This is a genomic window from Streptomyces sp. P13-3-3 (assembly GCF_050571355.1).
GTDB classification, from domain to species: Bacteria; Actinomycetota; Actinomycetes; order Streptomycetales; family Streptomycetaceae; genus Streptomyces; species Streptomyces althioticus.
Map to the genome: position 1 here is coordinate 3,440,716 of NZ_CP192228.1, position 13,425 is coordinate 3,454,140.

10 protein-coding genes are annotated in these 13,425 nt (G+C 71.4%); 2 read left to right on the forward strand and 8 right to left on the reverse strand.

All coding sequences use genetic code 11. From position 1 onward, the window contains the following. Positions 1-40: 40 nt before the first annotated feature. From ACQZOG_RS15755 to ACQZOG_RS15780, 6 genes are all read right to left on the reverse strand, one after another. The gene (locus ACQZOG_RS15755; RefSeq protein WP_078492825.1) at positions 41-223 is read right to left on the reverse strand and encodes a hypothetical protein; all 183 of its coding nucleotides are present in this window, start codon (positions 221-223) and stop codon (positions 41-43) included. Between the two features lie 100 nt (positions 224-323). Further along, positions 324-1,274 carry an alpha/beta fold hydrolase gene (locus ACQZOG_RS15760; protein WP_230228993.1) on the reverse strand — a complete coding sequence of 317 codons (951 nt, stop codon included), beginning with the start codon at positions 1,272-1,274 and terminating at the stop codon, positions 324-326. After that, entirely contained in the window at positions 1,271-1,759 is a 489-nt protein-coding gene (locus ACQZOG_RS15765; protein WP_037639460.1) for a phage holin family protein, read from the reverse strand. Before ACQZOG_RS15765 ends, ACQZOG_RS15760 begins: the two co-directional genes overlap by 4 nt. A gap of 86 nt (positions 1,760-1,845) precedes the next feature. Beyond that, positions 1,846-3,279, reverse strand: coding sequence for a Na+/H+ antiporter NhaA (nhaA, locus tag ACQZOG_RS15770; protein WP_033274874.1), 1,434 nt, complete (start codon positions 3,277-3,279; stop codon positions 1,846-1,848). Between the two features lie 403 nt (positions 3,280-3,682). Beyond that, positions 3,683-5,638: an acetate--CoA ligase gene (acs, locus tag ACQZOG_RS15775; protein WP_193468063.1), complete on the reverse strand. Its 1,956-nt coding sequence runs from the start codon at positions 5,636-5,638 to the stop codon at positions 3,683-3,685. Positions 5,639-5,833: 195 nt separating this feature from the next. Continuing rightward, entirely contained in the window at positions 5,834-8,278 is a 2,445-nt protein-coding gene (locus ACQZOG_RS15780) for a SulP family inorganic anion transporter (RefSeq protein ID WP_430741569.1), read from the reverse strand. A gap of 331 nt (positions 8,279-8,609) precedes the next feature. On the opposite strand from ACQZOG_RS15780, the gene ACQZOG_RS15785 reads away from it, so the two are divergent. Then, positions 8,610-9,878: a polysaccharide deacetylase family protein gene (locus ACQZOG_RS15785; protein ID WP_033274877.1), complete on the forward strand. Its 1,269-nt coding sequence runs from the start codon at positions 8,610-8,612 to the stop codon at positions 9,876-9,878. A gap of 3 nt (positions 9,879-9,881) precedes the next feature. On the opposite strand, the gene ACQZOG_RS15790 is transcribed toward ACQZOG_RS15785, so the two are convergent. After that, positions 9,882-10,862 carry an ATP-binding protein gene (locus ACQZOG_RS15790; RefSeq protein WP_430741570.1) on the reverse strand — a complete coding sequence of 327 codons (981 nt, stop codon included), beginning with the start codon at positions 10,860-10,862 and terminating at the stop codon, positions 9,882-9,884. A gap of 101 nt (positions 10,863-10,963) precedes the next feature. On the opposite strand from ACQZOG_RS15790, the gene ACQZOG_RS15795 reads away from it, so the two are divergent. Continuing rightward, positions 10,964-11,788: a hypothetical protein gene (locus ACQZOG_RS15795; RefSeq protein ID WP_058916336.1), complete on the forward strand. Its 825-nt coding sequence runs from the start codon at positions 10,964-10,966 to the stop codon at positions 11,786-11,788. A 432-nt stretch (positions 11,789-12,220) separates the two neighbouring features. Here ACQZOG_RS15795 and ACQZOG_RS15800 read toward each other — a convergent pair whose 3' ends face one another. Further along, positions 12,221-13,054 (reverse strand): HAD family hydrolase, encoded by an 834-nt coding sequence (locus tag ACQZOG_RS15800; protein WP_033274879.1) that lies wholly within the window; start codon positions 13,052-13,054, stop codon positions 12,221-12,223. Positions 13,055-13,425: the final 371 nt, after the last annotated feature.

The following is a 13,425-nucleotide window of genomic DNA, read 5'->3' on the forward strand; positions in this document are numbered from 1 at the left end:
CCGGGAGCTGCCGGGACGTCAGGAACAGCCGGACGGACCGTCAGCCCCGCGGGTGACGGAGCCGGACCGATACCCAGCGCGCACGGCGGCGGAGAATGCGCGGGATGCCGACCCTGAGATCCGTAGCTGCCATCTGTGGTGCACCGCCTCGCTGGTGGGAGCCCACACCGCTCGCCGAGCGGCGATTGCGGCTTGCGTCACTGTAGTCGTGCGTCCAGCCCATACCCGGACGTGTGCCCCCGCCCCAAGGTCCATAACCGCCTGAGGGGCCGCCAATTGGCCTATGCGCCAGGCAATTGGCGTTCGTATGACCGGTCGGCCCGTCAGCGGTCCGGCTCGGGATCCTTCAGCCAGTTGATCAGCTCCGTCGAGAAGGCCACCGGGTCCTCCTCGTGCGGGAAGTGACCCAGCCCGTCGAACAGCCGCCAGCGGTACGGCGCTTCGACGTACTGCCCCGAACCCGCCGCGCTGCGCGTGCGCACCACCGGGTCCAGCGAGCCGTGCAGATGCAGCGTCGGCACCCGCACCGGGCGCTTCATCCTGCGGTTGAACTGGATGCCGTCCGGGCGGGCCAGCGACCGCACCATCCACCGGTACGGCTCGATCGAGCAGTGCGCCGTGGACGGGATGCACATGGCCCGCCGGTAGGTCTCCAGGACCTTCTCGTCGGGCGGCTGCGGCCCCGACCACTCCTCGATGAGCCGGGCCACCATCGCCCCGTCGTCCGCGGTGAGCCGGCGCTCCGGGATCCAGGGGCGCTGGAAGCCCCAGATGTGCGACTGGGCGGCCGTCTGCCGGGCGTCGGCGAGCATCGAGGAGCGCCACCGCCGCGGATGCGGCATCGAGGACACCACGAGCCGCCGGACGAGCTTGGGACGCATCGCCGCGGCCGTCCAGGCGAGGTAGCCGCCCAGGTCGTGGCCGACGAGCGCGGCGTCCGGCTCGCCCAGGGAGCGGATCACGCCGGTGACGTCCAGGGCGAGGTTGGCCGGGTCGTAGCCGCGCGGGGTGCGGTCGCTGCCGCCGACGCCCCGCAGGTCCATGGCGACGGCCCGGAACCCGGCGTCGGCGAGCGCCGTGAGCTGGTGCCGCCAGGTCCACCAGAACTGGGGGAAGCCGTGCAGCAGCAGCACCAGCGGGCCGTCGCCCAGCTCCGCGATGTGGAACCGGGCGCCGTTGGCGGCGACGTCCCGGTGGACGAGTCCCGGGGCGTCCGGGAGGTCCAGGCGTACGACCGAGGCAGGTTGCGCCGAAGGAGTGGCGGGGTCCGTCATGAGGACGAGCGTGCCACAGCCTCGATGGCCTCGGGGCCACGGTGCTCGGGGAGGGCAGGACGCGGGTGCGGCTTCGCCTTCTGCAGCACGCCCGCCGTCTCCTTCACCGAGGCGGCGACCTTCTGCGGACCGCGGCCCTTCTTGGCCTTCTTGGCGAACACGATGCCGATGAGGGCGAGGAGCCCCGCGATCAGGCAGTTCGCCGCGAAGGACAGCAGGAAGCACACCGCCATGTTCCAGCCGCTCCAGGTGCGGATGCCGTAGGCGAGCGCGAAGTTCAGCATCGGCAGGGAGAACAGCAGCAGCACGCCCGCCGCCATGAACGCGCCGCCGCTCGTCGCGCCCCGCTTCACGTCCTGCCTGAGCTGCGCCTTCGCCAGCGCGATCTCGTCGTGCACCAGCGCCGACATCTCCGCCGTCGCCGTGGCGAACAGCTGGCCGATGCTGCGTTCGGCGCCGACCGGGCTGCCGTCGGGTGCGCTCATCGCGGTCTCCCTCTTCTCCGTACGCCTCGCGTACGTCCGTCGTGCCTGCGCGGGACGGTCCCGTTCTTTTGTACCGTCTCGTCAGATCATGCCGGACCGTCGTGCCGATCGCCTGCCCCGCCCGGCACTTGTGCAAGCGCGTCTCGCGCGGCGGCCTTCTCCCGGGCGAGCCGACGGTGCTCGGCGGCCTTCTTCTCCAGGATGTCGGCCATACGGAGGTGGTACTCCGGGTCGTCCTGCTCGTAGACGTCCGGCACGCCGCTCAGGTCCTCGTCCCGCTCCTCCTCCTCGGCCAGCTTGCGGTACTTGGCGTTCCTGATCTTCAGCAGGACGGTCGCCAGGACGGTGGCGAGGACGGAGCCGGTGAGGACGGCGGCCTTCACGCTGCCGGCCATCGTCGCGTCGTCCTCGAAGGCCAGCTCGCCGATGAGCAGCGAGACGGTGAAGCCGATGCCGGCGAGCGTGGCCACCGCGAACACGTCCGGCCAGGCCAGGTCGTCGCTGAGGGAGGCGCGGGTGAACCGGGACGTCAGCCAGGTGCCGCCGAAGATGCCGAACGTCTTGCCGACGACCAGGCCGAGGACGACGCCGAGCGTCTCGGGCTGGGTGAACACCTTTCCGAGCGCATCGCCGGAGACCGCGACACCGGCGCTGAACAGCGCGAACATCGGCACGGCGAAGCCCGCCGACAGCGGCCGGACCAGGTGCTCGATGTGCTCGCCGGGGGACTGCTCCTCGCCCTCCTCGCGGTGGCAGCGCAGCATGAGGCCCATGGCGACACCGGCGATGGTGGCGTGGATGCCGCTGTTGTACATCAGCCCCCAGATCACCAGGGCCAGCGGCACGTACACGTACCAGCCGCGCACCCGCTTGCGCAGCAGCAGCCAGAACACGACCAGGCCCGCGACCGCGCCGCCGAGCGCGGCGAAGTTCAGCTGGTCGGTGAAGAAGATCGCGATGATCAGGATCGCGAACAGGTCGTCGACGACCGCGAGGGTGAGCAGGAAGGCGCGCAGCGCGCTGGGCAGCGAGGTGCCGATGACGGCGAGCACGGCCAGCGCGAACGCGATGTCGGTGGCGGTGGGCACGGCCCAGCCGGCGAGGGAGCCGCCGCCCACTCCTGCCGTGAGCGTGTAGACCAGCGCGGGCGCGATCATGCCGCACAGGGCGGCGACGACGGGTAGCGCGGCGGCCTTCGGGTCGCGCAGGTCACCGGCGACCAGTTCCCGCTTGAGCTCGACGCCGGCGACGAAGAAGAAGATCGCGAGCAGGCCGTCGGCCGCCCAGTGCGCGACGGACAGGTTCAGCCCGAGCGACGAGGGGCCGAAGTGCCAGTGGCTGACGGTCTCGTAGCTGTCACCCAGCGCGGGTATGTTCGCCCACAGCAGCGCGGCGACGGCGGCGAGCAGCAGCAGGACACCGCCGACGGTCTCCGTGCGCAGGGCCTCCGCGACGAAGTTCCGCTCGGGGAGGGAGAGCCGTCCGAAGCTCTTGCGGGGGGTGGGGGTGGGGGCGCTCACAGGCATTTCCTCTGGTGGACGGGCAGCACGAATCGTGTGCCGACCAGACTTCCCGGCGCTCCATGAGACTACTTTTGCCGTTCTTTAGCGTAGCTAACGTGCCCCCCGGCCGCACCAGCAGCATCTGTGACCCGGGCGCGGAGCGGCCGACGGTGCCTTGGCAGGGGAACAGGCAGGGGCGTGGGGCTGACCTGCGGAGATGGCGGCCGGCCGGCGAGTCCGCCGAGCCGTGCCCGGACGTCGCGCGGGAGCCGGGCGTGGTTCGCCTCACAGATCGCGGCCCGCCACACAGGACGCCGCCCGTGCCCCCACGAGCGGGGGCACGGGCGGCGGTGCACTGGTCCGGACGGGTGCCGGCGGGCTGGGTCTCGCCCTCCGGCACCCGTCCGGGCAGGTGTGCCGGTCAGTCCTCGCTCGGCGCGGCCGGAAGCTTCGCCTGGATGAGGTCCATGACCGTGGAGTCCGTCAGCGTGGTGACGTCCCCGAGCTGGCGGTTCTCCGCGACGTCCCGCAGCAGACGCCGCATGATCTTGCCGGAGCGGGTCTTCGGCAGCTCGGCCACCGGCAGGATCCGCTTGGGCTTGGCGATCGGGCCGAGCGTGGCGCCCACGTGGTTGCGCAGCTCGCCGACGAGGTCCTCGCTCTCCGCCGCCGTGCCGCGCAGGATGACGAAGGCCACGATGGCCTGGCCGGTCGTCTCGTCCGCGGCGCCCACCACGGCCGCCTCGGCGACCGACGGGTGGGAGACCAGCGCGGACTCGACCTCCGTGGTGGAGATGTTGTGGCCGGACACCAGCATCACGTCGTCGACCCGGCCGAGCAGCCAGATGTCGCCGTCGTCGTCCTTCTTCGCGCCGTCACCGGCGAAGTACTTGCCCTCGAATCGCGACCAGTAGGTGTCGATGAACCGCTGGTCGTCGCCCCAGATGGTGCGCAGCATCGACGGCCACGGCTCGGTCAGCACCAGGTAGCCGCCACCGCCGTTGGCCACCTCGTTCGCCTCGTCGTCCACGACCGTGGCGGAGATGCCCGGCAGCGGGGTCTGGGCGGAGCCCGGCTTGGCGGAGGTCACGCCCGGCAGCGGGGAGATCATGATGCCGCCGGTCTCGGTCTGCCACCACGTGTCGACGACCGGGGTGCGGTCCGCGCCGATGTTCTTGCGATACCAGATCCACGCCTCGGGGTTGATCGGTTCGCCGACGGAGCCGAGCACCCGCAGCGACGACAGGTCGAACTTCGCGGGGATGTCGTCCCCCCACTTCATGAACGTCCGGATCGCGGTGGGCGCCGTGTAGAGGATCGTCACGCCGTACTTCTGGACGATCTCCCAGAAGCGGCCCTGGTGGGGCGTGTCCGGCGTGCCCTCGTACATGACCTGCGTGGCGCCGTTGGCGAGCGGCCCGTAGACGATGTACGAGTGCCCGGTGACCCAGCCGACGTCGGCCGTGCACCAGTAGACGTCGGTCTCCGGCTTGAGGTCGAACACCGACCAGTGCGTGTACGACGTCTGGGTCAGGTAGCCGCCGGAGGTGTGCAGGATGCCCTTCGGCTTACCCGTGGTGCCCGAGGTGTACAGGATGAACAGCGGGTGCTCGGCGCCGAACGCCTCCGGGGTGTGCTCGCTGCTCTGGCGGTCGACCACGTCGTGCCACCACACGTCGCGGCCCTCGGTCCAGGCGACGTCCTGGCCGGTGCGGCGGACGACGAGGACGTGCTCCACGCTCTCCACGCGGCTGACGGCCTCGTCCACGGCCGGCTTCAGGGCGGAGGGCTTGCCGCGCCGGTAGCCGCCGTCGGACGTGATGACGACCCGCGCGTCGGCGTCCTGGATGCGGGTGGCGAGGGCGTCCGCCGAGAAGCCGCCGAAGACGACCGAGTGCGCGGCGCCGATGCGGGCGCAGGCCAGCATCGCGACGGCGGTCTCCGGGATCATCGGCATGTAGACGGCGACCCGGTCGCCCTTGCGGACACCCAGCTCCAGCAGGGCGTTGGCGGCCTTGGAGACCTCGTCCTTGAGCTGGGCGTAGGTGATGGCGCGGCTGTCGCCCGGCTCGCCCTCGAAGTGGATCGCGACCCGGTCGCCGTGCCCGGCCTCGACGTGCCGGTCGACGCAGTTGTAGGCGACGTTCAGCTCGCCGTCCTGGAACCACTTGGCGAACGGCGGGTTCGACCAGTCGAGGGTCTCGGTGGGCTCCTTGGCCCAGGTCAGCCGGCGGGCCTGCTCGGCCCAGAAGCCGAGCCTGTCAGCCTTGGCCTGTTCATACGCCTCCGCGGTGACGTTGGCGTTCGCGGCCAGGTCGGCGGGGGGTGCGAAGCGTCGCTCCTCCTTCAGGAGGTTGGCCAGGCTTTCATTGCTCACGGCATCTGCCTTTCCCAGGGTGTCCGTTGTGTCCCAGGCCACAGCTCATCAGACCCGGGGGCACGCTGACAAGGGTCGACGGGAAATTGGTTTAGACCTGTCGGGGTCGTGTCGTGCGGTTGCCCGACACCCCTTCCCACGGGGCGCCGGGCAACCTGGTTCAAGTGGTGTAACGCCTCTCACACCTGGCGGGCGTCACACCGCCAGGTCCACCTCGCGTACCCGGTCGAAGACCCTCTCCTCCTCCTGTTCGGCGAGGAGGTACGCCTGGGCCTCACCCACGTGGAAGTACACCCCGTGCAGTTCGAGCGTCCCCTTTTCCAGCGCGCGGGCGACCGACTCATGGGCGCGCAGGTGCTCCAGCTGCTGCACCACGTTGGTCAGGCAGAGCTGCTCGACGTCGTCGGCGGGGGCCCGCCCGGCCAGCCGGGGCGCGGGCGCACCGGGGTCGCGCAGCCGCTCCAGACTCGGCCCGCCGTGCCGCAGCCAGCGGCCGAGCGGCGTGACGGCGGGGGAGCCGGGGCGGGAGCCGGGGCGGGAGCCGAGGAGGGCCTGCATGGCACCGCACCCCGAGTGGCCGCACACGGTGATCGACCGCACCGCCAGCACGTCGACGGCGTACTCGATGGCGGCGGCCACCGAGTCGTCGCCGCTCTCCGCACCGGGCGGCGGCACCAGGTTGCCGACGTTGCGCACCACGAACAGGTCGCCGGGGCCGCTGGAGGTGATCATCGAGGTGACCACCCGGGAGTCGGCACAGGTCAGGAACAGCTGCGACGGCTGCTGCCCCTCCCGCGCCAGCCGGGCCAGCTCGCCGCGCACCAGGGGCGCCGTGCGGCGCTGGAAGGTGCTGAGGCCGCGCACCAGCTGACGTCCGCCCGGGGCGTGTCCGCGGGCCGGGGTGCCCGGATCGGCGGGCCGGTGTGCGTCGGCGCTCGTGTGGGTCGTGTCCGGGCGGTCCCCGGTGTCCGGGGCGGGGGAGGGCCGCTCGCACTGGTGGTTGCGCCAGGCCGTCCAGGGACGGCAGCGGCAGTCGCCTGTGGTGCCGGACTCCCCGTCGTGCGCCGGTTCGGTGGAGAGCGCGCCGGGTTCGGCGATCCGCACCCCCGAGCGCCGGCCGGTGATCTCCACGGTGCCGCCGCGCGCGGTGTGCGTGTTCTGCCAGTCCTGCAGCGTCTCGTACGCCGCGTGGTCCATGAAGGACCCGTTCAACGACACCACCGCGTCCGCGCCTTGGGGGACGAGGTGCAGGGCCCGGCTGAGCCGTGGCACCGCGAGGAACGTCAACTGCCCGCGCACGTGCACGTGATGGACGCCGCTCTCCTCCTCGTGGGTGATCCGGGTCCGGGTGAGCCGGTGCAGGGCCACGCCCACGGCCACGGCGATGCCGAGCGCCACGCCCTCCAGCACCCCGAGCGAGATCACCCCGAGGGCGGTGACGGCGTAGACGAGGACCTCGCGGTGGCGCGTCACCGTGCGGATGTGGTGCAGGGACACCATGCGCAGGCCGACCGCCATGACCAGCGCGGCGAGGGCGGCGAGCGGGATCAGCTCCAGCAGCGGGACCAGCACCAGCGCGGCCGCCACCACCAGGGCGCCGTGGATGATCGTGGCGTTCCGGCTGACGGCGCCGGCGTGGACGTTCGCCGTGCTGCGGACGGCGACGCCGGCCACGGGCAGACCGCCGAGCGTGCCGGAGACCACGTTGGCCGCGCCCTGGCCGAGCAGCTCCCGGTCAAGGTCGGAGCGGACGGGGCTCGGCGCGCCGGGGCGGGCGGCGGCCAGCTTGTCCACGGCCGTCGCGCCGAGCAGCGACTGCACGCTGCACACCAGCGTGGTGGTCAGCACGGCCGCGACGAGACCGAGCACGGGACCGTCGGGCAGCCCGGCCAGCGCGTGGCTGTGCCACGACGGCAGGTCCACCACGGGCAGCACCAGTCCGGCCGCCGCGGCGACCGCGGTGGCGCCCGCGACGGCGACCAGCGCGGCGGGCATCCGGCGCAACAGGTGTCCGGCGCGTCCGGGCATCCGCGGCCAGAGCAGCAGGACGGCCAGCGTCAGCACGCTCACCGCCAGCGCGGCGGGGTCGAGGCGCGCCAACTGCGCGGGCAGGGCGCGGAGGTTGTCGGGTACGGAGCTCTGCGGCTCGCCCCCGAGGACGATGTGCGCCTGGGCGACGGCGATGGTGACGCCGATGCCCGCCAGCATGCCGTGCACGATCGCGGGGCTCACGGCGAGGGCCGCTCGGGCCACGCGCAGACAGGCGAGGCCGAGCTGGGCGAGGCCGGCGAGGACGGTGACGGCGCAGGTGGTGCGCCAGCCGTACTGGTGGATGAGGTCGGCGGTGACGACCGTGAGTCCCGCCGCGGGGCCGCTCACCTGGAGCGGAGAGCCGCCGAGCCGTCCGGCGACGAGCCCGCCCACGGCCGCGGCGACCAGGCCGGCCTGGAGGGGCGCGCCGGTGGCGAGGGCGATGCCGAGGGACAGGGGGAGGGCGATGAGGAAGACCGCCACGGCGGCCGAGAGATCGGCGCCCGCGACGCGGAAGCGGCGACTGCGGCCGGGCGGTGGGCTGTGCGGGGGATGGGCTCGTTCGGTGTGCGCCGATTCGGTGGCGCCGGCGGGAAGGCAGGCTGACATGGACTCCCGTCTCCTTCGGGTCTGCGCGGTCGCGTGACGGTGGGGGCCCGCTCGGGCGGAGCGGTCGCGGCCGTGGGGCACGGCCCCAGAACGGCGGGATGTAATGACTCTCAGTAAACAGATCGTAATTGCGAGTAAAGGACCGGCATAGACTTTCCGGGCAAATGGCGGCAGGCGTCACCCCGAGGGGTGAAGTGGCCATTTCATCGGCTTGTCGTATTAATTCACTTCTTCTTTCCGTGCGAGGTTGACGGCGCGGTCGGCATGGACCGGCCCGGCACCACACAACGCCTCATCGAGCTCGGCCCGAGAGAAGGAAGAAGGTGGGCTAATGGCCGCCACCCACAGGATCGCCGCGGGCACCGTGATCACCGCGGTCTGCCTCTCCGCGCTCGCCGGCTGCGGAACCGGCGGCGGAGGCGGGCAGGGCGGGCCGGAACAGGAGAAGGCGCAGCCGGCCCCCGCGCCCAAGAACGTCGTCCGGCTGATCGGCGACGGCTCCACCGCCTACACCGGCGCCCAGCCGCACCTGCCGAAGCCGGAGCGGCTGAAGCCCGGTGAGAAGCCCCCGCAGTTCGTGGTGTTCTCCTGGGACGGCGCGGGCGAGGACAGCCAGAAGCTGTTCTCCCACTTCCGCAAGGTCGCCAAGGAGAACGACGCGACCATGACGTACTTCCTCAGCGGCGTGTACCTCCTGCCGGAGGAGAAGCGCGACCTGTACAGCCCGCCGCAGCACTCGCCGGGGCGCTCCGACATCGGCTTCAACGACCAGCAGGGCATCGCCGACACCGTGAAGCAGCTGCGGCTGGCCTGGCTCGAGGGCAACGAGATCGGCACCCACTTCAACGGTCACTTCTGCGGCAGCGACGGAGGGGTCGGCGAGTGGTCGGTGGAGGAGTGGAAGGAGGAGATCGCCCAGGCCAAGCAGTTCGTGAAGACCTGGAAGACCAACGCCGGCATGAAGAACGAGGCCCCGCTGCCCTTCGACTACGACAAGGAGCTCATCGGGGCCCGCACACCCTGCCTGGAAGGGCAGAAGAACTTCATGAAGGCCGCCCGGGACCTGGGCTTCCGCTACGACACCAGCGGCGTCAACAACCAGGTCTGGCCCCAGAAGAAGTCCGGGCTGTGGGACCTGTCGATGCAGCTCGTGCCCTTCCCCGGGCACTCCTTCGAGCAGCTCACCATGGACTACAACTTCATGGTGAACCAGTCCGGCACCACCACCCAGGGCGACCCCTCCAAGCACGAGATGTGGGGCGACCAGATGCGGGACGGCCTGCTCCAGGGCTTCGAGCGCGCCTACAACGGCAACAGGGCGCCCCTGATCATCGGCAACCACTTCGAGTCGTGGAACGGCGGCACGTACATGCGGGCCGTCGAAGAGGTTGTCGAGACGGTGTGCACCAAGTCCGACGTGCGGTGCGTCTCCTTCCGCCAGCTGGCGGACTGGCTGGACGCGCAGGACCCGGCGACCCTGGAGAAGCTGCGCTCGCTGGGTGTCGGCGAGGCCCCGAAGAAGGGCTGGAAGACCTTCCTGGCCTCCGGCCCCGCCCCGGCCCCCAAGGGCGCGCCGGGTTCCCCCGCGCCGAAGGGGTGAGACTCAGGCCCCGGCGGTGACGCTCTCGCCGAGCACGAAACCGGGGTCGACCTGCGCGGCCAGGTCGGCCCCGGTGCGCTCGTTGCCCCACGACTCGGCGTTCTTGAGGTGGAAGTGCACCATCTGGCGCGTGTACCGCTCCCAGTCCCGCCGCTCGTACGTCGCGTCGGCCGCATCGCGCAGCGTGCGCAGGGCGAGCCGGTTGGACTCCTCCAGCGCGGCGAACCGCGGCGGGCGGCCCTTCTCCATGGCCCGCACCCAGTCCGAGTGGCCCACGGTCACCAGCAGGTCGTCCCCCACCTCCGCGCGCAGGAAGTCGAGGTCGTCCGGGCCCTGCACCTTGTTGCCGACGACCCTCAGCGCCACGCCGAAGTCACGGGCGTACTCCTTGTACTGGCGGTAGACGGAGACGCCCTTCCGGGTCGGCTCGGCGACGAGGAACGTCATGTCGAAGCGGGTGAACATGCCGGACGCGAAGGAGTCCGAGCCGGCCGTCATGTCGACCACGACGTACTCGCCGGGGCCGTCCACCAGGTGGTTCAGGCAGAGCTCCACCGCCCCGGTCTTGGAGTGGTAGCAGGCGACCCCCAGGTCGGCGTCGGTGAAGGGGCCGGTGACCATCAGGCGGACCGTGCCGCCGTCCAGCCGCACCGGGCGCGCGCAGGCGTCGTAGACCGGGTTGTCCTCCTGGACCCGCAGCAGCCGGGAGCCCTCGCCGGGCGGGGTCGTCTTGATCATCGTGTCGGCGGACGCGATGCGCGGGTTGCCGCCGCGCAGGTGGTCCTTGATCAGCCGGAGGTGCTCGCCCATCGCGGGGAGGGCGGCGGCCTCCGCCTCGTCCAGGCCCAGCGCGGCCCCGAGGTGCTGGTTGATGTCGGCGTCCACGGCGACGACCGGGGCGCCCTCGGCCGCGAGATGACGGATGAACAGGGAGGACAGGGTCGTCTTTCCGCTCCCGCCCTTCCCAACGAAAGCAATTTTCATGTTCACGAAGCGTAGTGCCTCGATAGCTCTACGTCACGGTGGGGCGTGAAGAAGACCACTCCATCGTGGGGCGGGCGTCCGGGGTGCGTAGGGTCGTACTCATGAGTACGACGGGCGCGACCGCCGATCCCCTCGCGGCCCTGGGCAACCTGCCCGGTGTGGCCGACTCCGTGGAGTCCGTACGCAAGGCCGTGGACCGGGTCTACGGGCACCGGGTCATGCGGCGGCGCAGCAACGAGATCACCTCCGAGGCGGCCCTGCGCGGCGCCCGGGGTTCGGCGGCGCTGTCCGGCGCGGACTGGGCCCTGGAGGAGGTGCGGCGGCGCAGCGACTTCAGCGGCGACGACGAGGCGCGCACCGTGGGCGCCGCGCTGCGGCTGACGGCCGAGGCGGGCCAGCTGCTGTCGATCTGGCGGCAGTCGCCGCTGCGGGTGCTGGCGCGGCTGCACCTGGTCGCCGCCGCCGACAAGGCCGAGTGCGTGGGCCGTCCCCGCCGGGCGGGCGAGCCGGTCGACGAGCCCCTCGTCGACCTGCCCCTGCCGGGTGCCGACGAGATGCACGGCCGCCTGGAGGGTCTGGCCGAGATCGTCATCGCGGGGGGTTCCGCGCCGGCGCTGGTGACGGCCGCCGTGGTGCACGGCGAGCTGCTCGCGCTGCGGCCCTTCACGTCCCACAACGGCCTGGTCGCGCGCACGGCCGAGCGGATCGTCCTGGTCGGCAGCGGCCTCGATCCCAAGTCGGTGTGCCCGGCCGAGGTGGGGCACGCCGAGCTGGGCCAGGACGCCTACCAGGAGGCGCTGCGGGGCTACCTGTCCGGCACGGCGGAGGGCATGGCCGCCTGGATCGCCCACTGCGGACGGGCCGTGGCGCTGGGTGCGCGGGAGTCCACGGCGGTGTGCGAGGCGCTGCAGCGCGGAGCGGCCTGAGTGCGGCCGTAGGGCACGCGGCTGGGGTGGAGAGCGCACTGGCCGGGGGCTGAGGGGCTTGGCGCGAGAATGCGGCGGTACGAATACTCGTACCGCCGCTGGCACGTCCACCGCGTTACCAAGCGTCCTCGATATGTGCCCATCAGGCCGGGGACTTTGCCCGGCCTGGTGCGGCTGGCCCGTAATCGACGGGTCGACGTCGCGTGGGTGCGCGGTTTCCATGCGCGGTCCGTGGGGCCTTAAAGCGTTTCGGAGGTCGTCCTCTCGGACGTCCTTGGTCTCGCGGGCCGTCAACTCCTTTGTACTCCGGCTTCCCGGAGAGGGGAAGTCCTGGCCGCGTTCCTTTACTTTTGGGCTCAAACGAGCAGTAAACGGACGCCGAAATGGCGAACGCGTCCCGGAGCGGGGACGCGCGGCGAAGAAAAAGTACGTTCAGGCAACGGTCGAGCGGCGCCGGCTCGCGTACCAGACAAGGCCCGCGGTGGCCGCCGCCGCGCCTATCGCGGCCGCCGCGACAAGAGCGGGACGCGGCGGAACGGAGAACGCGGGGAAACGCTGCTTCAGCCGCACCGGCCGGTGGAAATCGAGGATCGGCCACTCCCGCGCCAGCGCTTCCCGGCGCAGCGCGCGGTCCGGGTTCACGGCGTGCGGATGTCCGACGGCCTCCAGCATCGGGATGTCGGTCACCGAGTCGCTGTAGGCGTAGCAGCGGGACAGGTCGTATCCCTCGGACGCGGCCAGCTCCCGGACCGCCTCCGCCTTGGTGGGGCCGTACGCGTAGTACTCGACCTCGCCGGTGAAGCAGCCGTCGTCGCCCACCACCATGCGCGTGGCCACGACACGGTCGGCGCCCAGCAGCTCGCCGATCGGCTCGACCACCTCGGCGCCCGAGGTGGACACGATCACCACGTCACGCCCGGCGGTGTGGTGCTCCTCGATGAGGGTGGCGGCCTCGTCGTAGATGATCGGGTCGATCAGGTCGTGCAGGGTCTCGGCGACGATCTCCTTGACCTGCTGCACGTTCCACCCGCGGCACAGCGCGGACAGGTACTTCCGCATCCGTTCCATCTGGTCGTGATCCGCACCGCCGGCGAGGAACACGAACTGGGAGTACGCGGTCCGCAGGACGGCCCTGCGGTTGATCAGTCCGCCTTGGTAGAAGGACTTGCTGAAGGTGAGCGTGCTCGACTTCGCAATGACCGTCTTGTCCAGGTCGAAGAAGGCGGCTGTGCGGGGCGACAAGTGGTTTTCCACGCCCCTGAGCATAGGCGCAGCCCATTCGGCGTAGTGTGTGGCGCGTGGGTTTGCCTGAGAGGGCCCTCGGGTACACCATGGAAGTCACGGATCGTTCGCGACCGTGCTAACCCGGCCCGACTCCTCCCCCCCCGAGTCGGCCGTGGGGACGACCCCCGCTCTCCCCCCCGGCGGGGGTCGTCGCATGTCCGGACGCATTTTCCGCCGCTTTCTCCCCCTTTTCCTCACGTGCGGGTCCGCACGGGGAATTGATTGTCATGTGCGCGATCGATTACGGAGAGTGGTGGTCGAGGTGCTCTGCGGTGATCGGCCAGGCCACTCCGTGGTTTCGCACAGACGCAATGGCGGTCTCACCGGTACGGGTGACCGCGATATCCACAGTC